The organism is Empedobacter tilapiae (genome assembly GCF_004785645.1).
Lineage (GTDB): Bacteria > Bacteroidota > Bacteroidia > Flavobacteriales > Weeksellaceae > Empedobacter > Empedobacter tilapiae.
Genome location: NZ_SRPE01000001.1, coordinates 62,320 through 85,804 on the forward strand (window position 1 = coordinate 62,320; position 23,485 = coordinate 85,804).

Below are 23,485 nucleotides of genomic sequence, written 5' to 3' on the forward strand. Positions count from 1 at the left end.
TCCTTTTTATTTATACTCAAATATTCTCGACTAGAACGAATACCCTACTCCGAAAGAAAACGAATGATTTTTCACATCTGGTCCTAATTGAGTTCCGTTATTTGTGTTTTCAGAAATCTTAGTCAATCCCATATAATATCTTGCTCCAACATTGATATTATCAGTTACATTATATCCTAAACCAAAGTTAACACCAAAATCAAAATTCTTTACGTTATCTTTCTCATCAAATTTTTCTTCTGTTGTGTAAACTGTATTATTAGCATATGTACTTATTTGTTTTTTATTACTTGCGTACATATTAAATCCAAATTGTGGACCTGCTTCTACATTAAAACGAGAACCTGCTGGATAATACTGAAACATTACAGGAACTTGAATATAGTCTAAAGTTGTTTTGTTTTTACTTTTTACTGTTGTATTTCCTATTTCCGTTACTTCATCTTTGTGTTTTCCTCCCATTCTGGTAAAATTAACCTCTGGTTGAACTGCAAAGCGATCTGTAAGAGGAAAATGTCCATAAACACCTGCACTAAAACCTACTTTATAATCATTATCTTTCACATCTTTTCCGTTAAAAGAAGACATATTAACACTTGATTTGATACCAAATTGTGATGATGTCGTTTTTTCTTGTGCGCTCAAACTTACAACACCTAACATTGCAGCAGCAATAAAAAATAATTTTTTCATCTTTTTAAAATTTTATAGTTCTAATTATGATGCATACATAATTTCAAGTGCTGTGCCAAATAATGTTAAAACCATACTTTAAAAACCTTAAAACAATGACTAACAATAGTTTAAATTCAAACATTTAACATTTAAAGAATTGAATTTAAATGAAAAAGCTACATCGAGAGATGTAGCTTGTATCAATTATAAGTTGTTCTTTAATTAGAATTTGTAAGCAAACCCTACAGATATTGCATCAGCATTGAATTTTTTGCCATCCAAATATTTACTATCTGTAGCTATTCCTTTATATCCTGCATAAACATCAAAGTTAGCAGCAGAATATCCTAATTTAGGCTGCCAAAATAAACCTCCGTCCATTTCACTTTTTGTAGCAAAAGCATAACCTAAATCAGCACCGATAAATATGTTATTACTAAATTCATATTTTGCAGTAGCTGCTAATGGAACAAATCCGAAATCTTCTACTGTATAAACTGTTTGATTATTAATTTTTAAGTCTTTACCAATAAAATGATCATATCCAACTTTTGCTCCTAATTTGAAATTACTTGCAATTGGGTGTAAATATGCAACATCAGCTCCTAAGTTGAAAGACGAAATATCTGATGCACTTCCGACTGGAATACCAATATGAACACCTCCTTCTATACCTGTTGTTTGAGCTGACACTCCTACCATACCTGCTACTGCGAAAGCAGCTGTTAATAATACTTTTTTCATTTTTATAATGTTTTAAAATATTTACAATTTTGTTAAACTTATTTGTATAATTTCAATTTGTATGCCAAACTTAAAATTTCAGAACTGATAAATTTCGTGAAAATTTACAATTACTTAATATTCAAAACTTTATTTCACAAAAAAAGCTCCAAAATTATTTAGGAGCTTTTCTGTTTTTATTGATTTGACTTATTGTCCGACCATTTTGTATAAAATATTCTGTTGTTGTTTCGCATAATTGGTATCAATTTCTGCTGCTACACCAATCATTTCGTCTAAATAATTAAACTGATTCATGATTTTTGCTTGATCTGCTGCATCAACTTTTCCATCTGCAATTACTTCTTTATATAAAGTTTCAAATTTTTTTAAAACTGGATTATAAGCTGATTCAAAAACTTTTAATGCTTTGTCTTTATCACCTCTTTCTCCTAATGCAGAAGCTTCGTTGTAAATTGACATCATCAAATCATTTTTAGCTGCTGCTAAATCTGAACCAATTGAATATCCTTTTCCTGAAGGTAACGACTCGAAAAAAGCAATTTTTGCATTAGCTTCTTTACGAACATGCGCAAACAACTCTTGTGCTTTTTTATCTTCTCCAGCTTTCAAATAAATTCCAGCAATTCTACTTACGCCATAACCAATATCATATTTTGCCAAAGCTGGAATTTCTAACATCACTTTATCTAGAACCTGAATTGCCTCTTTTTTACGTCCTGCTTTCAACAAATCGTCTGCTAAACGAACTGCAGTATTTCTATAAGTAGATGCATAATTACGTTCAGTTAAACTAAAAGATGCATCAGGATTATTATACCCAGACCACTTATATGAATTAAATGTTCTTAGTAACATATCATTATCAGAAGCTCCAATAATTCCTCCTTTACCAAAAGGTGTATAAATTGGAACTAACTTATAACTCATTCCAGCATTTAATAAATAATCATTCATATAGAACGTATTTTCTGGATCAGAAATTCCTCCTCCACTAAAATAAATTGGGCGATCCCAATTATATTTCGCCATCATTGATAACAATAATAAATTGTTTTTAAACAAACTTGATGCTTTAATATTAATTGTAATAGAATCTACCATTTTATCCGCATCTTTTGCACTTACAATTCCATACTTCAAAGCATTTGCTTTATTTACTGGAACTATAATTTTAGAAACAGGTAAATAGTTTGCTTGTCCAATTGAATAACCAAAGTAATCTGCTAAAGCTTGCTTCTCTGGAGATTTATTATTTAAAATAAAATCCATCGCTTCTTTAGCGGTCATACTATCTGTTGTTATATATTTTTGTAATGGTTTCAAGTTTTTATAAACTGTCATCACTTGATTAGGATCAATTTCTGGATCAGCTAAATATTGAGCAACTTGTTCAATTGGCATTTGACTTAATGTTTCCAAAGTTTGATTAGATTCTGGTTTGATGAAACTATTCAATTGATCAAAAATATTTTTGATAGAACCTCCTACCACAAAAATTTGATCGTTTGTTCCAGATTGATAATCTTTCGGTTTCAAATCACTTGGAAGTGGCGCTGCATTATACGTTTTACGTAACAATTGTTCTAAATTCCATGGAGAAGCAGCTAATGTTAAATTCGCTATTTTTATATCATCACGGAAATTCTCCGTTTCTTGCAATCCCCAAAGCGGATACGTATCATTATCACCATATACAAAAAGAATAGCGTTTTTATCTAATGGATTTAAATAATTATAAGCTAACGAATAGGCTACTGAACGCTCTGAACGATCGTGATCATCCCAGTTTTGAGCTCCCATTAAAATTGGAATTCCAGCTAAAATTATAGTTGTTCCTATTGCTAAAGAAGGTTTTAATTCTTTCTTCATTAATTTCTGAATCAACAAATATACTCCTTGCACACCTAATCCAACCCAAATAGAAAAAGCATAAAAACAGCTTACCAAAGCATAATCACGTTCGCGAGGCTCGAAAGGTTTTACAGATGTATAGAAAATAATTCCGACACTAGTTAAAATAAATAATGATAATAATGCCCACCAATTTACAAAGTTTCTATTTAATTGTGTAAATAAACCAATTAAACCTAAAATTAATGGTAACATAAAGTATACATTTGTTCCATCATTTTTATACTCATCTGGTAATTTTGATTGATCTCCTAAACGAGGATTATCAATAAATGGAATTCCAGAAATCCAATTACCTTTTGTTATTTCGAAATTACCTTCTAAATCATTTTGTCGACCAGAGAAATTCCACATAAAGTAACGGATAAACATATAGTTTATCTGATAATCGATAAAATAATTAAATTGTTCTCCAAACGTTGGTGGTTCGATATCTAAAATCTCACCATATTTCTTAAGTTCAGCAACTTTTAATTGTCTATTTTGACGTTTTTCAACCAATTCAGCATACATTTTCTGCGCTTCTTGATCTCCAGCATATTGTGCATTTAAAGAAAATTTTGGAAAAGCATAAACTGCAGCATAATTTTCCATAATACTAGGATCTGGACTGAACATTTTTGGAAAAAACTTGACATATTTATCATCATATGTATAATCTAAACGATCCGAAACTTTCAAGTATTTTCCTGTGCGTTTATCTTTAATATATTCAGAGCTACGAACTGTACTTTCTGGCGCTCCGTTTGCATCACGCTTAATCCCGTCATTTGCAATATGTGCTGTAAAAACAGGTCCGTACATAACTGGCCATGATCCATATTGTTCACGATTAAAATAATCTAAAACTCCTAAAGCTGTATCTGGATCATTTAAATTCATGTGAGGATTCGCATTGGCACGAATCGGAATTACTAACCAACAAGAAAAACCTATCAACATAAAAATCACACACCACGAAATTGTATTCAATAATGCTGAACCATATTTCTGCGTTAATTTAATTGCAAAATAGAAAATTGCAATTAAAATAATAGTAGCGATAATTGTTCCTGAATTGAAAGGCATTCCCAAATTATTGACAACATAAATCTCTGTTCTACCAAAGAATGTCATTACAACTGGGAAAATTATTTTGAATACAAAAGCTAAAATAACTAATGTAATTACATTCGCAATTAAGAAACTTTTGATTGTAAATCTATATTTACGAGCATAGTAAACAAAACAAACAGCAGGTATTGCCAGCATTGCCATTAAGTGGACACCAATTGATAAACCAATCACCAAAGAAATAATAACTAACCATTTGTTTCCTCGCGGTGTATCAGCAACTTGATCCCATCTTGTTATCAACCAAAACAATAATGCTGTAAAGAAAGATGCCATTGCATATACTTCTCCTTCAACTGCTGAAAACCAAAAAGTATCACTAAACATAAAAACTGCTGCTCCAACTAATCCACTTCCTAATGCTATTATTTTTTGAGAAGTATTCATCTCAATTGCATCTACATTAATTGGATCTTGAGTTTTTGCAAACATTTTTCGAACAAAATACGTAATTGTCCAAAACAATAGCATAATCGTTCCTGCACTGTATAAAGCAGATGTACTATTAATTAAAATTGCATATTTGCTACCATCTCCAAATGCTAGACCTGACCAAACTGCTCCTACAATTTGAAATAAAGCTGCACCTGGCGCATGTGTAATCCCTAATTTTGCTGATGATACAATATATTCACCACAATCCCATAAACTTAGGTAGCGTTCCATTGTTGCTAAGTATAAAACCGAGGCTATCAGGAACATAGCTAAACCTAAGGTGTTATTCCATTTTTTGAAATTTATCTCCATCTTATTCAATAAACTATCTTGCGAAAATAAGATAAAAATTTGATATACCTCAGGATTAAAAAGATTAAATTATGATTAGAATCTCTTTAATACAATAATGATTTTACGATTATTTAAAACTTATTTTTCTTATTTGTAATCACTTAATAATCATATTAACAAAACATCAAATACTTCAAAACTTGATTATATTTTCTCAAATAGTTTTGATTCTAAACTTTTTTCATCTAAATTTGCAATGCAAAAAGCAATGCCTTTAACAGACAAAATTCTACAAACGGGCTTCACTTTTGACGATATGTTATTAGTGCCTGCCTACTCAGAGATATTACCGAACCAAGTATCTCTACAAACAAGATTCACAGACAATATCACCCTTAACATTCCGATAGTTTCTGCTGCAATGGATACTGTATCCGAGGCAAGATTAGCGATTGCATTAGCTCGTGAAGGAGGTTTATCTTTTGTTCACAAAAATATGTCAATTGAAGAACAAGCGAATGAAATTGATATGGTAAAACGTTCGGAAAACGGAATGATTTCTGATCCAATTACTTTATCTCGTCATCACAAGTTACAAGACGCTGTAAACCTAATGGAGAAATACAAAATCTCTGGTTTACCAGTTGTTGAGGAAGATAGAACATTGGTTGGAATTATTACAAATCGTGATATTCGCTACCAAGAGAACTTTGATCAATTAGTAGAAGATGTGATGACAAAAGAAAATATCGTAACTTCTGATATTGATACTGACCTTAAGAAAGCAAAAGAAATTCTTTCTCGTTACCGTATTGAAAAATTACCAATCGTTGATGAAAACAATAAATTAATTGGATTAATCACAATTAAGGATATCGATAATTTAACTGAATTCCCTAACGCATGTAAAGATACAAAAGGTCGTTTACGTGTTGGTGCAGGTGTAGGAGTTGGTGCAGATACATTAGAGCGTGTTCAAGCTTTAGTAAATAAAGGTGTTGACATCGTTGCGTTAGATTCAGCTCACGGACATTCAGCGGGAGTTATCAGTAAAGTAGCCGAAGTTAGAAATGCTTTCCCTGAATTAGATATCGTTGGTGGAAATATTGTAACTGCAGAAGCTGCAAAAGCTTTGATTGATGCTGGAGCAAATGCTTTAAAAGTTGGTGTTGGACCAGGATCTATCTGTACAACTCGTGTTGTAGCTGGTGTTGGTGTACCTCAGCTTTCTGCTATTCATGATGTTCATTCTTATGCAAAAACAAGAAACGTTTCAATTATTGGAGATGGTGGGATCAAATTATCAGGTGATATTGTAAAAGCAGTTGCTGCTGGTGCAAACTTGGTGATGTTAGGAAGTTTATTCGCTGGAACGGATGAAGCGCCAGGAGAAGAAATTATTTTCCAAGGTCGTAAATTCAAAGCATATCAAGGAATGGGTTCTTTAGCTGCAATGAAACGTGGTTCTAAAGATCGTTATTTCCAAGCTGATGCGAAGAAATTAGTTCCAGAAGGAATTGAAGGTCGTGTTCCCCACAAAGGTTCTATTGCAGAAGTTGTTTACCAATTATGCGGTGGATTACGTGCTGGAATGGGATACTGCGGAACTCCAACTATTCAAGATTTAATTGAAAACGGAAAATTTGTACGTATCACAGGTGCTGGTCTACACGAATCTCACCCACATGATGTTGTGATCACAAAAGAAGCTCCTAATTATTCGAATTAAGAAAAGAGTATTATAAAAAAGAAGGCAGACTAATTTATTTAGTCTGTTCTAATTTAGACACAAAAAAAACCACCTCGTGCGAGGTGGTTTTTTTATATATAACTACATGATTACTATATTATTTAGCAAAAAATAATTTAGAATCAATTTCGTCTTTGTTTGAAAGCTTCTCTTTAGCTACCTCCCAGTTCTTTCCATTTAATGTTTGTTGAAGAGCTGGATATCTTAAACGAGCTGGAATGTCTTTTGCAACAACATTTCCAGATCTTTGAGGAGTAAATGTATAAGTTGTAACCCCATCCATTAACGTCCCTTGAGCTCCTGGCATTAATAAAATACTACTATTTGGATAACCAGTTCTACGGTATTCATTCCAAGCCTCATCAGCTTGCATAAATAAAGCAATATATTTTTGTACCAATACATTTTCTTGATTAGCAGTAGGTAAACCAGCTAAATAAGTTGTAATATCAGATTTAGCTACACCCCATTTATCCATTGACAACTCAATTCCTTTCACATATTCTGCTTGACTCCAACCATTAACTTCTGATAAAATAAAGTTAACTTCTGATGCTTCAATAAATATCTCAGGTCTTGTTGCATTCAAAACGTCAGGAGAAAATAAATTGAATTTAAAATAATCTTCTACTTGTGCTTTTAATGAATTCGGAATACCATATGGTAAACCTACATAGTCTGATAAATTATTTTTAGTCATCCCTAACCCTCTCTTTCTATCATTATCAATATCAGGTGAATACCAAAAATTTTCACCTTTATTATACTCTGCCCAGTTCATTCCTTTTGGAGCAGCAAACTTAAATAAACGAGGATCTACTTTCTTAAATGTACCTTTTTCTCCTTTTAACAAAGTAACAAAAGTTCTATTTGGAAAGAAATCTATACGAGCTGTACCTGTATAATACATTTTCCAGAATGGATTACCATTAGCAGAAGAATTTTCAAATGCCATCTGAGCATTTTCTGCATTTTGAGTAATTACTCCTTTTGCTATCGCATCTTTAATATGATCATTCGCTTCTGGTAATTTAGCTTTCACACGATTTGCAATTCTCAAACGTAAAGAATTAGCAAACTTTTTCCAAGCAGCAATATCTCCATCATAAATTAAATCTCCTTGAATTCCTTCTTTAGATGCTGATAATTGAGCTTCTGCTTCTTTAAGTTCTTTCAATAAATCTTTGTAGATTTTTTCTTGACTTGCATAAACAGGAGTTTTAAATTTGTCAATATCTAAAGCTTGAAAATCTGGATCTTGATTTCCATAAGACCAATATGGAACATCACCAAAGTGAGTAATCAAATTATCAAATGTATAAGCCAACATAATACGTGCTGAAGCGATTGTATTTTCACCATCAGCATAATTATACCTTTTTAAATAATCAGGATCCTGAGCATACTTAATAATTTGTTTATAATTTGAAGCAGCTCTAAAAGATTCTAACCATCCAGCTTGAGCTTGACCAGCATCACGATAAGCATAACGATCCTCATCTAGATATATATTTTGAGCTGAATATTGCATCCAAGGTAATGAAATACGTGCAGACCACCATCCATTTCTTGTTTGTTCTATCAAATACCTATTAGTACCATTAAACAATGTGCTCATAGGCACTTCTTCTGGGTTATTAGGATTTCCATTAATTTCTTCAAAATTAGTATCACAACTCGTTAATCCTAGAGAAGTAAACCCTAACGATAATGCAACTAATAATATTTTAACTTTTTTCATTTTTCTTTTAGTTTAGAATTGCAATTTTAAATTCATACCAAATGATCTTGTCGAAGGTAAAGAACCTCCTTCAAAACCTTGAATGTTACCACTACCTGCTGTAGTCATCTCTGGATCAAAATTTTTATTATCTAATCCCCACGTAGCTAAGTTTCTACCAAAAGCAGTTACAACGACATTAGCAAAAGGACCTCTAAATCTTTCTGGAAATGTATATGAAAGTGTAACCTCACGTAACTTCACATAGCTAGCATCAAATACATTTTGAGCAGCAGGGCCAGAATAATAATGAGGGAAATATTCCATCGCCTCAACTACTTTTGTATTTTCAACATATGCCCCCTGATTACCATTTGCTGTTGCATCCCAAACAACTCCTTTAGATACAATACCATTCTCACGCACCCCATTAGCAGCTGTCTCTTCTAACATACCTGAGTTCATTCCAAAAATATTAGATGTAGAGAAATATTTTCCTCCTTTTTGAATATCTAATAAAGCACTTAAACTAAATCCTTTATAAGAAAATGAATTTCTAATACCTAAGTTATAATCTGGTAAAATTGACCCTAAATTTTTAATATCACTTGATAGATATAATCCATCAGCACCTACAACTTTATTACCTTTATCATCATAAACAAAATCAGTACCTCTAATTTGTCCATACTTCTCGCCTACAGCAGCAACTAATTGCGCATTAAAAGGAGCATTTGTCAGAACTAAATTTTCAATATCTTCTGTTAAAGACAATAATTTATTTTCATTTTTCGCGAAGTTAAATGACATTCCCCATTCAAATTCTTCTGTTCGAATCGGAACAATATTTACCATTGCTTCAATCCCTTTATTTTCCATTTCTCCAGCATTTAAATACTGTCTATTGTATCCTGTATCAGGTCCAACTTGAACTGGAAAAATTAGGTCAGATGTTTTTTGGTTATAGTATGTTACATCAAAAGATAATCTACTTTTGAACATTGCCATTTCTAAACCAATCTCCCAAGATTTTTTTGTTTCAGGTCTTAAATTAGGGTTATTTTTATCTAAACTCATCATGAAATAAGGATCACCTCCAAATGAAACTGAATTATATATACTATTCAAATATATATCATTCAATTTATAAGGATCTGTATCATTTCCAGACTTAGACCATCCTCCACGAATTTTACCAAATGTTAACCAATTCTGTTTAATTACTTCAGAGAATACAAAACTTAATGTAGCTGAAGGATAGAAAAAAGAATTATTCGATGAAGGTAATGTAGATGACCAGTCATTTCTAACTCCTAAATCTAAATATAACATATCAGCAAAACCTAAAGAAGCTCCACCAAATACAGAATTAATTCTCTTATGATACTCTCCATTTGTTACTGTAGCTGGCTCGTATCCATTAGAAAGATTGTATAGATTTTTAATAATTAATCCTCCATTTGTTGTAGCATCTATTAATGAATTTTTAAAATCTCGTCCTTTCTTACCACGTTTAGTTGTAATTAAAATAACTCCATTACCAGCACGAGACCCATAAAGTGCTGTTGCGGGACCTCCTTTTAAAACACTCATCGATTCAATATCATCTGGATTGATATCAAAAGAAGCATCTCCATAATCACGCCCTCCAGCTCCTCTCTGAGTGTTTGTTGAATTATAATTTGAGTTATCTAATGGAACCCCATCAATAACTATTAAAGGTCTATTTTCACCAGTAATAGAACTAATACCACGTAAAGTAATACGAGCAGATCCACCGATATTACCACTAGGAGTAGATATCTGTGCTCCAGCAACATTACCAGACAACGCTGCTAAAGGATTTGAAGATCTAGAATTTGTTAATAAATCTCCTTTTACTTCTTGTGAAGCATATCCAAGAGATTTCTTATCACGTGTAATTCCTAATGCTGTTACAACAGCCCCTTCTAACTCTACAATCTCAGAAGGTTTAAGAGTCACTTTATAATCTGTTCCTGCTCCAACTGCAAATGTTTGTGTTGGTAATCCCACAGCTTCTACTGTCACTAAATCTCCTTGCTTAGCTTCTATACTAAACACTCCATTTTCATCAGTATAAACTTCTTTTCCTGACGTTGTTTTTACAACAGCATCAGCAACTGGAAAACCTTCTGGATCAGTCACAGTACCTGTAACTGTCTTTTCTTGTGCGTATAAAGAAGTTCCCAAAAGAATTCCTCCTAATACAAACAAGTTTTTTAAATTTCTCCTCATTTGTTAAAATATTTTTAAAACTGTTATAAACTTAAGATTTCTCTAACATTTACAAAACTTTTTTTTATTAAAGTTTAATATTTTTATCAGAATTTCAAAAAAAAATATAATCTTTTATCAAATTAAGAAATATATTAAGCTTTATTTTAATATGATTTTAGTCAGAGAATAAAAATCATTGGTTTCTTATTTAAAAAATATTAATTTTTTTCATAATCATAATCCTTATTATTAATGTTTATACTTTTGTAATAAAATTATATTTTGGAAAAAGTATTAACAAACTTCGAATATGAAATTGGTTGTGATGAAGCTGGAAGAGGTTGTTTAAGTGGTCCTGTTGTTGCTGCTGCCGTTATTCTTGGAAAGGAGTTTGAAAATGATATCATTAATGATTCAAAACAATTATCAGAAAATAAAAGAAATTCTTTAAGAATTTTCATTGAAGAAAATGCTCTTTTTTGGGCTGTTGGAATTGTTTCTCCAGAAGAAATAGACGAAATAAATATTCTTAATGCTAGTTTTCTAGCAATGCATAGAGCAATAGATCAATTAAATTGTCCTAAAGATATGATTATTGTTGATGGTAATCGTTTTAATAAATACAATGATGTTCCGCATAAATGTATTATTAAAGGAGATTCTAAATATATGAATATAGCTGCAGCTTCTATCTTAGCAAAAACTTATCGTGATGAGTACATGGAAAAAATTCATAATGAATTTCCTATGTATGATTGGAAAAAAAATAAAGGATATCCAACAAAAGCTCATCGTTTAGCTATAAAAGAATATGGAGCTTCTCCTTATCATCGAATGAGTTTTAAACTTTTACCTGATCAATTAAGTTTAGATTTATAAAATAAAAAAGGATACAAAATGTATCCTTTTTTATTTTATAAATCTAATTATTTTTTAGTTACTTTCTGTGTATAAGTTCTTTTATCTGTTTTTATACTTAATACATAGATACCTTTTGGATAATTTGAAAAATCAATTTTAGCTTCTTTTTTATCTAATTTATTTAATTTAGATAATAATTTACCTCCCATATCATAAACCTGATAGCTAACAATACTTTCTTTACTTGTTAGTGTTACAAAATCCGTAGTAGGATTTGGATAAATTGAAAATTCTAGTTTATTGATATCTTCTAACCCTAAAGAATTACAATTAATTTGAGCTTCCCATCCTTTTAATTCTAATCCTCCATCAGATCTAAATCTAATTGTAATAGCTCCTGAATCGTCAGTAGAAATAAATGGTCCTGGAATCTTATTTCCATTTAATTCTTTTCCATTTTCAAATAATTTTGAAGCATTACTAGATGTTCCATTATAAACATTCATATAATCATAAACTCCATTTTCATCAGCAGGTTCTACATCAAATTCTGTAAAAGTGATTGACACTTTTTCGCCCGCAACAAGAGGTTTAAATACTTTTATAAAATTTTCGTTAGGAGAATAATTCCCATTTGCTCCTCCAGAATCATAATACAAATCTCCATTACAATAATCTCCTGGAATTTCGATAATTGCCGTTACTGAAGATGAATTAGATGTTTCAGAACATTTATTTGCTACTTCAATTCTATAATAAGCATTTTTATCTAAATTATCAAACTTTAATGTTTTTGTTTTTGTTTCTTTCCATTGAGCTTCTACATCTCCTATTTTTTGAAATTTATAAATCCAAACTGTTCCTATATCATCATTCAACGTATAAGAAATACTCTGCCCATTAAGAGTACCTGAAACTGATTTTATTGTTTGTTGACAAGTCATACTACAATCTGTACTTAAACAAATTTTACCATCAACAGTAGCACGAATTAAATTCCCTGGTTGTTCTCCAAAACCATTAGAAAAGTTAATACCTACTCCACCAACTAAATGACAATAACTCATAATTGTACCTTTATCAGCATAAGGTATTGGTCCTGTAGGACAAGTTCCTTCTGCTAAACTAGGATCATAAGTTGGAGCACAACCATCTATCGCAGTATTATCTCCATTCCAAGAACATGCATGTGTATGAGGAGATCCAAGTGCATGCCCCATTTCATGCGTCATCGCCATAATTGTCCAAGAATAAACTGGTACATCTCCATATGTCATATTAATCCCAGAATAAGCATAATGATATTCATTATTACACATCGAATTTAGGTAAGCAACAGAAGTAGTAGATGGATAATTTACTAAATGTGCAAAATCTCCATCAAAATCCGTTCTCGTTGTTCTGAATTTGTTCAATTGAGCACTGTAATTTCCTGTATAAGGATCTTGTTCTTTCCAAATCATCACCTTAGATAAAGATGTTCTAATGTAATCATTTGTATAAAGTGTAGCTATATTATTATGAATAGCAGTTAACCAATTCAAGGTTTTTGTTTCATCTAAACCATTCTGCTTATAAGGGGCATAAGCAATCTCATAATAAACACGAACACATTTTTCTGTCATTTCATTCGTAGTCTTCTTTAAGATTTTTGGATCATAATTAGGTTTGTAGTTTTTATTTTCTTCTAATTGATCTACAGCACACTTTACATTATTTTTAGCTTCTACATTATAAGAAGAATACGTAACATACTCCTCTGAATTTTGTAGTTTACCTATCACAACATCTCCTAAAGCTGTAGAAGAAGCTACACCAATTACTTGATCTTCAAAAATAGAAATCGCTACGACAGAAGTTCTATCTCCTTTAATAATTCCTTGATAATACAAACCAGGTTTATAGTTAATTAATTGATTATTCTGATCAACCGCTCTAAAATTATCTGTAAATAAAGCTTCATTTTTAATCAATTCTAAACTAATTTCGCGATTTTCGAATGGAACTTCTAATGTTAACGAAACTGGTTTTGATTGATACAATTTAGATAACTCAACTTTTTCTAGCTTAAAAACAGAAACACCTTTTGCAAAATCAGCAAATTGATTTCCTTTTTGTTGAATAGCATTACCAAATACATTGTAAGATTTAAAACTGCGACTCGTTAATTTAGCTTGTTCCACTTTTTTAGCAATTGGTCTTTCTTGACCAAATGTTAGCGTGCTAAATACGAATGCAATTAATAGTAAAATTAATTTCTTCATATCATTCATTTTGTGTTAATTGTTGTAAATATATTGCTTTTCAATTTTTATAACACAAAAAAAGAGCAGATAAATTATCTACTCTTAAAATATTTTATAGAAAAATTTCTTCCTAAATCCTCACAACATCGGGAACAAGAATTTCATATTTACCTCCATTTCGCATTACATCTCGAACAATACTAGAACTAATGTATGCTTTTCCAGAAGACGTCAATAAAAAGATTGTTTCTATATTATGATTCGTGATTGCTCGGTTTGTATGAGCAATTGCCTTCTCAAACTCAAAATCGGCTGGATTACGAAGTCCACGTAAAATAAATTGTGCATTTACTTCATCACAAAAGTCAACTGTCAAACCTTCATAAGCCATTACTTCTACATTTTCGAATCTCGCAACAGAATCTTCAATAAACTTGATTCGTTGTTCCAAGGAAAACATATAATTTTTCGATGAGTTTGTTCCAATTGCAACAATTATCTTATCAAATAACGGAACTGCACGTTCTATTATATCTAAATGTCCCAAAGTAATTGGATCAAAAGACCCAGGGAAAACTGCTATTCTTCTATCCATGGTGAAGATCTATTTAAGGCAAATTCTATTTCACTATCCATCAAATCTTCCAAAGCAATTCCTGCGTAAGCAGCTTGCTGAGGAAAAATACTTGCAGGAGAAAAACCTGGTAACGTATTCATTTCAATAAAATGCGGTTCTCCATTTACAATAATATATTCAGAACGAGAAAATCCAGACATATTAATACATTTATATGCTTTTGCAGCAACATCACGCACACGTTGTTCAACTTCTGGCGTTAAACGAGCTGGAGTAATTTCATCAGACAATCCATTATATTTTGCATCATAATCGAAAAATTCAGTGTGCGAAACGATTTCTGTAATCCCCAAAACCATTGTCTCTCCTTTGTAATTTAAAACTCCGACCGAAACCTCAGTTCCATCTAAGAAAGATTCGATCAAAACTTCTTTATCTTCAAGAAAAGCTTTTTGCATTGCAGCTTCAAATTCATCTTCTTTATGAACTTTAGAAATTCCTAAACTTGATCCTGAACGATTTGGTTTTACGAAACAAGGTAAACCAACTTCATCAATAATTTCTTTTGAAGTATAATTGTCTCCTTTATTAATATATATTGATTTTGCATGTGGTATTCCATATTTGCTCAATACTGCAATACAATCTTTTTTATTAAATGTTAAGGCAGATTGATAAAAAGGACATCCATTGTATGGTAAATCAATCATTTCAAAATACGCTTGCAAATAACCATCTTCTCCTGGCGTACCATGAATTGTATTAAAAACGACATCAAACGTAATTTTTTCTCCATTTTTTTCAAATGAGAAATCACCTTTATTAATTGGATATTTTTCGCCTTCAATTTCGGCAAACCAACCTTCTTTTAAGATTCGAACCCTTGTTCTGTCGTACTTTTCTGGATTTAGACTTGAGTAAATTAACTCGCAACTTTTTAACGAAATCACACTTTCATCCGTATATCCACCTGCTACAACTGCTACTCTTAACATGTTTAATTTAAAATTTATTCAAATATAGAACTTTGACATCAATCATAAATATTATTTTTAAACTATATTTGTGCGACAATTTATCATTTCAATGAAAGGAGTAAAATCAATCATTCAAGTTTTGCTGAATGTAGCTATTGTAATAGCACTATCATTTGGGCTTTACCATTTTATTTTTAACGTTTGGTTAGATTCGTATACAAATCACAATGAATTTGTTGAAGTTCCGGATTTATCTAAAATGAATATTACTGATGCTACAGCCAAGTTAGAAGAACTTGGGTTGACATACGAAGTAGATAGTTCTCGTTTTGATCCAAATACGAAACCTTTTGCAATTATGGATTTTTATCCAGCAGCAGAATCACGTGTAAAAGAAGGTCGTCGTATCTTTATTAAATCAAATCCGAAAACATATCGTCCAGTTGAATTACCAGATTTAATTGGAAAATCAAAACGTTTAGCTTTTACACAATTAGAAATTTCTGGACTTAAAATCGGAAAAATTATTTATGAACCAGATTTAGCAAAAGATGCCGTTCTTAAAATATTATACAACGGAAAAATTGTAAAAGCAGGTGAACAATTACCTCGTTTTGCAACAGTTGATTTGGTGTTAGGACGCGGAATGTTATCTGGAGTTAGAATGCCTAATTTGGTTAATTTAACACTTACAGATGCTAAAAAATCAATTAAAGACAATTTCTTCGAGATTGGTCAAATCAAATTTATTGGAACTTCTCATGATACAATCAATGCAAGAGTTGTTTATCAATTTCCTTTTGCAACAGATACATATGATCAAGGTCAGCCAATTGATATTTGGTTATCTACAGAACCTCGAGAAAAAATTAGAACACAGCTAAGAGAACTAGATATTCAGTACAAAAATTTTGGCGAAGATACTATTAGCGGTACTCAATACAGAGATATTATAACACAAAAAGCTGAACAGCAAATCAAAGATATGCAACAGCAACAACAAAATAATCCAACAACAGAGCTACCAAAGCCTACAGAAACGCCTAAAGCTCCAGAAGAGATTATTATAGAATAGAAAGAGAATAAATGACAGAAGATTTAGAAGATTTCTTACAAGAGGAAAACGACAATAAATTATACGAGCATTTTTCAATAACGGTTGACAAAGGTCAATCGTTATTGCGTATAGATAAGTTCTTAATGGTTAGAATTGAGAACGCAACAAGAAATAAAATTCAACAAGCAGCTGATAACGGAAACATTTTAGTTAACAATGAATCTGTAAAATCGAATTATAAAGTAAAGCCTGGAGATTTTATTCAGATTATGTTAGAAACTCCTCCTCGCGAGAATGAAGTTATAGCAGAAGATATTCCAATCAAAATTATTTACGAAGACGATCAAGTTGTCGTAATTGATAAAGAACCTGGAATGGTTGTACATCCTGGACATGGAAATTACACAGGAACTTTGGTAAATGCCTTAAAGTTTCATTTTGATAATTTACCATCAATGTCAGATCAAATGGAGCGTCCTGGTTTGGTACATCGTATCGACAAAGACACAAGTGGACTTTTAGTTATTGCAAAAACGGAAGTTGCGATGACAAGTTTAGCAGAGCAATTTGCGGCTCACACAACAGACCGTTTGTACAATGCATTGGTTTGGGGAGTTTTGGCAGAACAAGAAGGAACAATCACAGGACATATTGGTCGACACTTAAAAGATCGTATGCAAATGGCAGTTTTTCCTGACGGAGATCAAGGTAAACATGCTGTGACACATTATAAAGTAATGGAGAATTTTTCTTACGTTACATTGGTCGAATGTAAATTAGAGACAGGTCGTACACATCAAATTCGTGCGCATTTCAAACATTTGGGACATCCATTATTCAATGATGCTCGTTATGGCGGAGATCGCATTTTGAAAGGAACAACATTCAACAAATACAAACAGTTTGTTGACAATTGTTTCGCAGCTTGTCCTCGCCAAGCTTTACATGCACGCACATTAGGGTTTGATCATCCTACAACAGGAGAACGTATGTATTTCGAATCTCCGATGCCTGCAGATATGATAGATATTTTAGAACGTTGGAGAAATTATTCAGCAAACTCTGTTCATGCAACAGAACCTGATGAAAAAATTGATCGCAACGCAAAAGAAATGGAATAGATTTATTTTTAATTATAAAGCACTTCTACGGAAGTGCTTATCTATTTCTATATAAACTTACACGATTTTAATCAATGAATTTTTCAGAATTAAATATAATTGAACCAATTTTAAAAGCAATTGAAGAGGCTGGATATACAGAACCAACCGAAATTCAAGAGCAATCTATTCCTTTAGTTTTAGAAGGAAATGACATTATTGGTTGCGCACAAACAGGAACAGGGAAAACGGCATCTTTTGCAATTCCTATTCTACAAAATTTAACAAATTCTCCGAGCAAAGGAAGAAAAGTTAGAACATTAATTTTAACGCCAACGCGTGAATTAGCCATTCAAATCAACGAAAGTTTTAAATTATATGGTAAAAACTTACCGTTAAAACATTTAGCTATTTTTGGAGGTGTTAATCAAAATCCACAAATCGGTGCTATCAAAAATGGTGTTGATATTTTAATTGCAACACCTGGTCGTTTGTTAGATTTGATTGGACAAGGACATTTAAAAATTAATCAAATCGAGATTTTTGTTTTAGATGAAGCCGATCGTATGTTGGATATGGGATTTGTTCATGAAATCAAAAAGATTTTAGAAATCATTCCAAAAGAAAGACAATCACTTTTCTTTTCTGCAACAATGCCAAAAAACATTCGAAAATTCTCTCATTCAGTTCTTCGTCGTCCAAAAGAAGTTAGCGTAACACCTGTTTCTTCAACTGCCGAAACGGTTGAGCAATTTGTTTATCATGTAGACAAGGATATGAAAGTGAAACTTTTAGTCAGCATTTTAAATGAACATCCAGAAGATCGTACTTTGATTTTTACACGTACAAAACATGGCGCAAATCGTTTGGTAAGACACTTGGAAAAGGCTGGAATTCCAGCTGCTGCGATTCATGGTGATAAATCTCAAAATGCAAGACAGCGTGCTTTAAATGATTTCAAAGAAGAAAAGTTGAAAGTTTTAATTGCGACTGATATTGCTGCTCGTGGAATTGATATTGATCAATTACCTTATGTGATCAATTATGAATTACCGAATGTTCCTGAAACGTATGTACACCGAATTGGACGTACTGGTCGTGCGGGACGCGAAGGAAAAGCAATTTCTTTATGTGCTGCTGACGAAAGAGGTGATTTGGCAAATATTGAGAAATTAATTGGTAATTATGTGACAGTTATTAAAACGCCAAAAGAGTTTTATAAATTACCTGACGCGAATAGCAACAATAATAATTTCAAGAAAAATAATACAGGTTTTAAACCCAAAAAAGATACAAAACCAAAGAATCCTCATCGAGGAAAAAGAAAATAAATTCCAATCCCTACATTAAAATTTTTAATATAAGAATATTCACTAAACTTTGTCAATCCCCAAGATAAGCGCAAGCCAGCTTCTAATCTATCATTTATCTTATACCCTCCACCAACAGCTATAGCAGCTTGAAAATGTTTTATATTTTCCAATTTACCGTCCTCAGAAGGAATTTCATTTAACTTATCAGTATATTTCCCATGTACTGATAGTAAATAGGCTAACTCTGGACCCGCTTCAACATAAATTTTATTTGGTTGATACTTTAGTAACAAAGGTAATTTAATAAGATGTGTTTTATATTTAAAATCAAAACGTGGTTCGGTTGTATTATCATTTTGTCCAATTTGAAAATATTCAGTGTAAGAAACATTTACATTATTAAAAGATTGATAAGAATACATCAATTCTGGTTGAAAACTAAAATTATCTTTCAACTGAATTGTATAAAATCCTCCAACGTAAAAACCATATTGATTTTGATTATCTCCCATTTCTGCTTTTGTAATCCCTGTTGTTTGTCCACCAACTTTTATCCCATAAGATTGCTGTGCTAAACTCGGAACAGAAAACAAAATAGCTCCAATTAAAAATAGTTTATTCATAAATTTTGTCAAATAATTCATTAATATATCTATTAACGTTTATTTTAAAAAAATATTATGCTTTTGGATTTTCTGTATATTTATCCACAATCATACTCAATGCACCATCAGTTGTAATGTTACATGCTGTTCCAAAACTATCCTGCAATGCGAAAATAGTCAAGATTAAAGCGACTCCAGCTTCATCAAATCCTAAAACATTTGATATTAATCCTAACGAAGCGACAACTGTTCCACCCGGAACTCCTGGTGCTCCAACTGCAAAAATTCCTAAAAGTAAAACAAAAGTTACCATTGTTCCTAGATCAGGAATATGACCATACAAGACTTGAGAAACCGTCATCACAAAGAAAACTTCAGTCAATACTGAGCCACATAAATGTGTATTCGAGAAAAATGGAATCGTAAAATTAGAAATCGTAGGTTTGATTACTTTACTATCATTCACCGCTTTTACCGCAACTCCCAAAGAAGCCGCCGAAGACATTGTTCCAACTGCCGTTAAGTAAACAGGTGGATAATATTTTAAGAGTTTGAATGGATTAGTTTTATGATAAAACCCAGCAATTGTATACATTAATGTCATCCAAATAAAATGACCAACAATGACTATCAAAATTACTTTTAAGAAAACAGGTAATTGCTTTTCAATAGACCCTTCGTAACTTAAAACAGCAAAATTTGCTGCAATGAAAAAAGGTAAAATTGGAATCAAAACTTTATTCACCAAAAGAATCACTATATCTTTAAATTGATCAAAAATCTTTTCTAATTCCTTTGCTTTTGTAATCAAAATTCCCATTCCCAACATCAATGAAATAACCAAAGCTGTCATCACCGAAAAAATTGGCGGAACATCTAATTGAAATAAAATTTTTGGAACTTCACGCAACGAATCGACTGAAGTTGGAATTGATAAATTTGGAATAATTTGATAACCTGCAATCATCGAAAATAACCCCGCTCCTATAGAAGATAAATAGGCAATTAATAATGAAAAACCTACTATTTTAGCTGAGCCTTCGCTTAATTTCGTAATTGAAGAAACAATAAAACCGATTACAATTAACGGAACCAAAAAGAAGATTAATTGTCCTGTAAAATATTTTAAGGATAATACAACTTGAATTGTATTTTCGTTCAGATAATTTCCTAAAACCAAACCGGCAATCACACCCAAAAGCAATCGAAATAATGTATTGCTCGCAATCTTTTTTAACATTTGACACAAAATTTGCGACAAATATAAACTCTATTAATTTAATAGACTAAATATGTTTTAGGAAATATTTAAATCTTTTTACTAAATTATATGACATTAAAAAAGTACAAAATAAAAAGTACACTGTCACTCTGAGCCTGTCGAAGAATCTTTTCTATTTTTTGATAATAAAGGTAAATCTTCAAATCTATTATTAATTAAAGCTTCTTTTTTAGCTCTACTCCAACCTTTCAGTTTCTTCTCAAAAATTATTGCATCGTTTACGTCTAAAAATTCTTCATTAAAAACTAATTTAATTGGTCTTCTCGAAAAAGTATGACTCATAGGATTTATTCCGTCGTTATGCTCATTAATTCTTTTTTGGAGATTATTTGTCACTCCTACATAATACGAATTGTCTGAACATTTTATAATATAGACATAATATATTTTTCTCATAACAAAGCTTTATTCTTCGACAAGCTCAGAATGACCGCTGTATTATTTATAATCTTTTCATATCACTTTGAGTGTCCAAGAGTTATTATTTTAACACTCCTCTCTCACAAACTGAATTGCCAAATTAAGTGCATTATTGGAAACAATTTTGGTGAAATCTTCTCGGTCCAAATAGGGATAAAAATATTTTTTATTCAATGTTATATTACCATTTGTGATCGAAATCCAAACCGTTCCAACCTCTTTTCCGTCTTCACCTTTATTTGGACCAGCAACACCAGTTGTAGAAATACTAATATCAGTTTTTAATTGATTTCGAACACCTTTTGCCATTTGTTTAGCAACTTGTTCCGAAACAACTGTAAATTCATCAATGTCAGATTGACTCACGTTTAGCAAATTTACTTTTACCGAAGTGTCGTACGAAACAATTGTTCCGAAATAATAAGCAGAACTTCCCGAAACAGACGTGATCAAACTTGCTATATTTCCTCCTGTACAACTTTCGGCAGTCGAAATTGTCAATCTTTTTTCTCGTAAAATATCACCCAAAACTTGTTGCGCACTTCCAGAATTTTCGGAAATTAGAAATTCTCCAGCAATTAATTTGAATTTATTAATCTGATATTGAATTTCATTTTGTAAAAATTCTTTATTCGTTCCAAAAGCTGAAAATCGTAAATCAATAGAAGTTCTGTTGGGTAAATAAGCCAAGTGAATAAATTCGGGCAAATTATTTTCCCACTCTTCAACTAAAAGAGCCAAATCACTTTCAGGAATTCCACTCACCAAAATATCACGATGAACAATAGTTTCTGATTGAAATTGGTTTTGTAATCTTGGAATAATTTCATCGCGTATCAAACCTTTCATTTCAAAAGGAACACCTGGCAAATTGATGATAATTTTATCATTAACAGTAGTCCAAAGACAAGGCGCAGTTCCATATTTATTTTGAATAAAAGTAGATTTCTCTGGAATTAATCCTTGATCTTGATTCAAACTATTTAACTCTTTTGCGTAACCTCTTGTTTGAAATAATTGAATAATATTCTCTAAAACCTTAGGTTCTTGAACTAATTCACAATTCAAAAATTGACACAAAGCTGCTTTGGTTTTATCATCTTTTGTTGGTCCTAAACCACCTGTTACAATTACAATATTTGATTTAGAAATTCCTCGTTGAAAAGCTTCGACAATATGATTCATTTCGTCTTGAACAGAAATAATTTCTTCCACCTCAATCCCAATCGTATTCAATTGTTTGGCAATAAATGCAGAATTTGTATCCACAATTTGTCCGATAAGAATTTCATCACCAATTGTAAGTAATGTCGCTTTAATTTTCATACACAAAAAAACTTGCTTAAAGTTAAGCAAGTTTAATGTCATTATCTATTTTTTATCAATACCTTCATTGTTAACTTCATTTCTTCTTTTATCAAGATCGTCCCATATTTTCTCTAATTCATCATTCGAAATTTTGTTTCCTTTTGTAGGAATAACAATCTTATATTTTGATTTTTCTTTTACTGAATTTGCTTTATAAAAACCAAAATATTCTCCCATTTCATCTTCATAACTAATCTCAAGATCAAGAACCAAACCTCCAGGACTCATGAAATTAATTAGCATTAAATCTGTTTTAATTTCTGGAACAAACCAAGCAACAAAGATTCTGTCATTAAAATTTGCAGTTGCTTTTTGTGCTTTATATCCGAGAATTTCTTTTGTTTCATTTGATAATTTCCAATCAAGATTATTTATTTTATCATAAACAATATATTTTTTTCCATAAACATCTTGTTGCATCAACACTTCTTGTTTTTCAGTATTGAAATAAGTTGTTCCAAAATACATATATGGTGCACTTTTCTTAATAAAAACAATTTGTCCTTGTACATTCTCAACTTTTGGTAATTCAATTGTGTTTGCTTCGTCTTTATGCAGAATAAATTTAAACTCTAAAGCAGCTGGATTTTCATTTTGATCAATATTTTGTTTTCTTAACTCAAAATCAGTAATATCTTTATAAAAGTCTAAACCTTTTTGATTATATTTTACTTTAATCTGTGTTTCATATTCTACCTCATAAAATTGTGCATTCACATAGCTAGAAACTAAAACTATTAGTACGATTAGTTTTTTCATATTAGATATTATTAATATCTAAATATAACAAAAAAGA

At 31.4% G+C, this 23,485-nt stretch carries 18 protein-coding genes; 5 read left to right on the forward strand and 13 right to left on the reverse strand.

The genetic code is table 11. The annotated features are described in order from the left end of the window. Positions 1-30 precede the first annotated feature (30 nt). From E4J94_RS00275 to E4J94_RS00285, 3 genes are all read right to left on the reverse strand, one after another. On the reverse strand, positions 31-693 hold the full coding sequence (locus E4J94_RS00275) for a porin family protein (RefSeq protein WP_135833916.1): 663 nt from the start codon (positions 691-693) through the stop codon (positions 31-33). A 204-nt stretch (positions 694-897) separates the two neighbouring features. Further along, positions 898-1,419, reverse strand: a complete 522-nt coding sequence (locus E4J94_RS00280; protein ID WP_135833917.1) for a hypothetical protein — start codon at positions 1,417-1,419, stop codon at positions 898-900. A gap of 189 nt (positions 1,420-1,608) precedes the next feature. Further along, positions 1,609-5,193: a glycosyltransferase family 117 protein gene (locus E4J94_RS00285; RefSeq protein ID WP_135833918.1), complete on the reverse strand. Its 3,585-nt coding sequence runs from the start codon at positions 5,191-5,193 to the stop codon at positions 1,609-1,611. A 250-nt stretch (positions 5,194-5,443) separates the two neighbouring features. Here E4J94_RS00285 and guaB point away from each other — a divergent pair, with 250 nt between their 5' ends. Further along, entirely contained in the window at positions 5,444-6,904 is a 1,461-nt protein-coding gene (gene guaB, locus E4J94_RS00290; RefSeq protein WP_135834222.1) for an IMP dehydrogenase, read from the forward strand. A gap of 118 nt (positions 6,905-7,022) precedes the next feature. Here the strand turns inward: guaB and E4J94_RS00295 are convergent, their stop codons facing one another. Next, positions 7,023-8,666: a SusD/RagB family nutrient-binding outer membrane lipoprotein gene (locus E4J94_RS00295; RefSeq protein ID WP_135833919.1), complete on the reverse strand. Its 1,644-nt coding sequence runs from the start codon at positions 8,664-8,666 to the stop codon at positions 7,023-7,025. 12 nt (positions 8,667-8,678) lie between these two features. Next, positions 8,679-10,901 (reverse strand): TonB-dependent receptor domain-containing protein, encoded by a 2,223-nt coding sequence (locus E4J94_RS00300; RefSeq protein ID WP_135833920.1) that lies wholly within the window; start codon positions 10,899-10,901, stop codon positions 8,679-8,681. 264 nt (positions 10,902-11,165) lie between these two features. Here E4J94_RS00300 and E4J94_RS00305 point away from each other — a divergent pair, with 264 nt between their 5' ends. Next, positions 11,166-11,762, forward strand: coding sequence for a ribonuclease HII (locus tag E4J94_RS00305; RefSeq protein ID WP_390891512.1), 597 nt, complete (start codon positions 11,166-11,168; stop codon positions 11,760-11,762). A 47-nt stretch (positions 11,763-11,809) separates the two neighbouring features. Here the strand turns inward: E4J94_RS00305 and E4J94_RS00310 are convergent, their stop codons facing one another. From E4J94_RS00310 to E4J94_RS00320, 3 genes are all read right to left on the reverse strand, one after another. Then, positions 11,810-14,008 (reverse strand): T9SS type A sorting domain-containing protein, encoded by a 2,199-nt coding sequence (locus tag E4J94_RS00310; protein ID WP_168801803.1) that lies wholly within the window; start codon positions 14,006-14,008, stop codon positions 11,810-11,812. Between the two features lie 112 nt (positions 14,009-14,120). After that, positions 14,121-14,585, reverse strand: a complete 465-nt coding sequence (gene coaD, locus E4J94_RS00315) for a pantetheine-phosphate adenylyltransferase (protein WP_135833923.1) — start codon at positions 14,583-14,585, stop codon at positions 14,121-14,123. After that, positions 14,570-15,562, reverse strand: coding sequence for a D-alanine--D-alanine ligase (locus E4J94_RS00320; protein ID WP_135833924.1), 993 nt, complete (start codon positions 15,560-15,562; stop codon positions 14,570-14,572). Before E4J94_RS00320 ends, coaD begins: the two co-directional genes overlap by 16 nt. Positions 15,563-15,632: 70 nt before the next feature. Here E4J94_RS00320 and E4J94_RS00325 point away from each other — a divergent pair, with 70 nt between their 5' ends. The 3 genes from E4J94_RS00325 (at position 15,633) to E4J94_RS00335 (ending at position 19,032) form a co-directional block, all read left to right on the forward strand. Continuing rightward, positions 15,633-16,619 carry a PASTA domain-containing protein gene (locus E4J94_RS00325; protein ID WP_246034218.1) on the forward strand — a complete coding sequence of 329 codons (987 nt, stop codon included), beginning with the start codon at positions 15,633-15,635 and terminating at the stop codon, positions 16,617-16,619. A gap of 11 nt (positions 16,620-16,630) precedes the next feature. After that, positions 16,631-17,722, forward strand: coding sequence for an RluA family pseudouridine synthase (locus E4J94_RS00330; protein ID WP_135833926.1), 1,092 nt, complete (start codon positions 16,631-16,633; stop codon positions 17,720-17,722). 74 nt (positions 17,723-17,796) lie between these two features. Next, positions 17,797-19,032, forward strand: coding sequence for a DEAD/DEAH box helicase (locus E4J94_RS00335; protein WP_135833927.1), 1,236 nt, complete (start codon positions 17,797-17,799; stop codon positions 19,030-19,032). On the opposite strand, the gene E4J94_RS00340 is transcribed toward E4J94_RS00335, so the two are convergent. From E4J94_RS00340 to E4J94_RS00360, 5 genes are all read right to left on the reverse strand, one after another. Beyond that, positions 19,011-19,637, reverse strand: coding sequence for a porin family protein (locus tag E4J94_RS00340; RefSeq protein ID WP_168801804.1), 627 nt, complete (start codon positions 19,635-19,637; stop codon positions 19,011-19,013). The genes E4J94_RS00335 and E4J94_RS00340 overlap by 22 nt on opposite strands. Positions 19,638-19,692: 55 nt before the next feature. Next, entirely contained in the window at positions 19,693-20,859 is a 1,167-nt protein-coding gene (locus E4J94_RS00345; protein WP_135833929.1) for a dicarboxylate/amino acid:cation symporter, read from the reverse strand. Positions 20,860-20,985: 126 nt separating this feature from the next. Beyond that, the gene (locus tag E4J94_RS00350) at positions 20,986-21,297 is read right to left on the reverse strand and encodes a GIY-YIG nuclease family protein (RefSeq protein WP_135833930.1); all 312 of its coding nucleotides are present in this window, start codon (positions 21,295-21,297) and stop codon (positions 20,986-20,988) included. Positions 21,298-21,387: 90 nt separating this feature from the next. Continuing rightward, on the reverse strand, positions 21,388-22,647 hold the full coding sequence (locus E4J94_RS00355; protein WP_135833931.1) for a CinA family nicotinamide mononucleotide deamidase-related protein: 1,260 nt from the start codon (positions 22,645-22,647) through the stop codon (positions 21,388-21,390). A gap of 45 nt (positions 22,648-22,692) precedes the next feature. Next, a complete protein-coding gene (locus tag E4J94_RS00360) occupies positions 22,693-23,448 on the reverse strand; it encodes a GLPGLI family protein (protein WP_135833932.1) in 756 nt (251 codons plus the stop codon). Between the last annotated feature and the right edge of the window lie 37 nt (positions 23,449-23,485).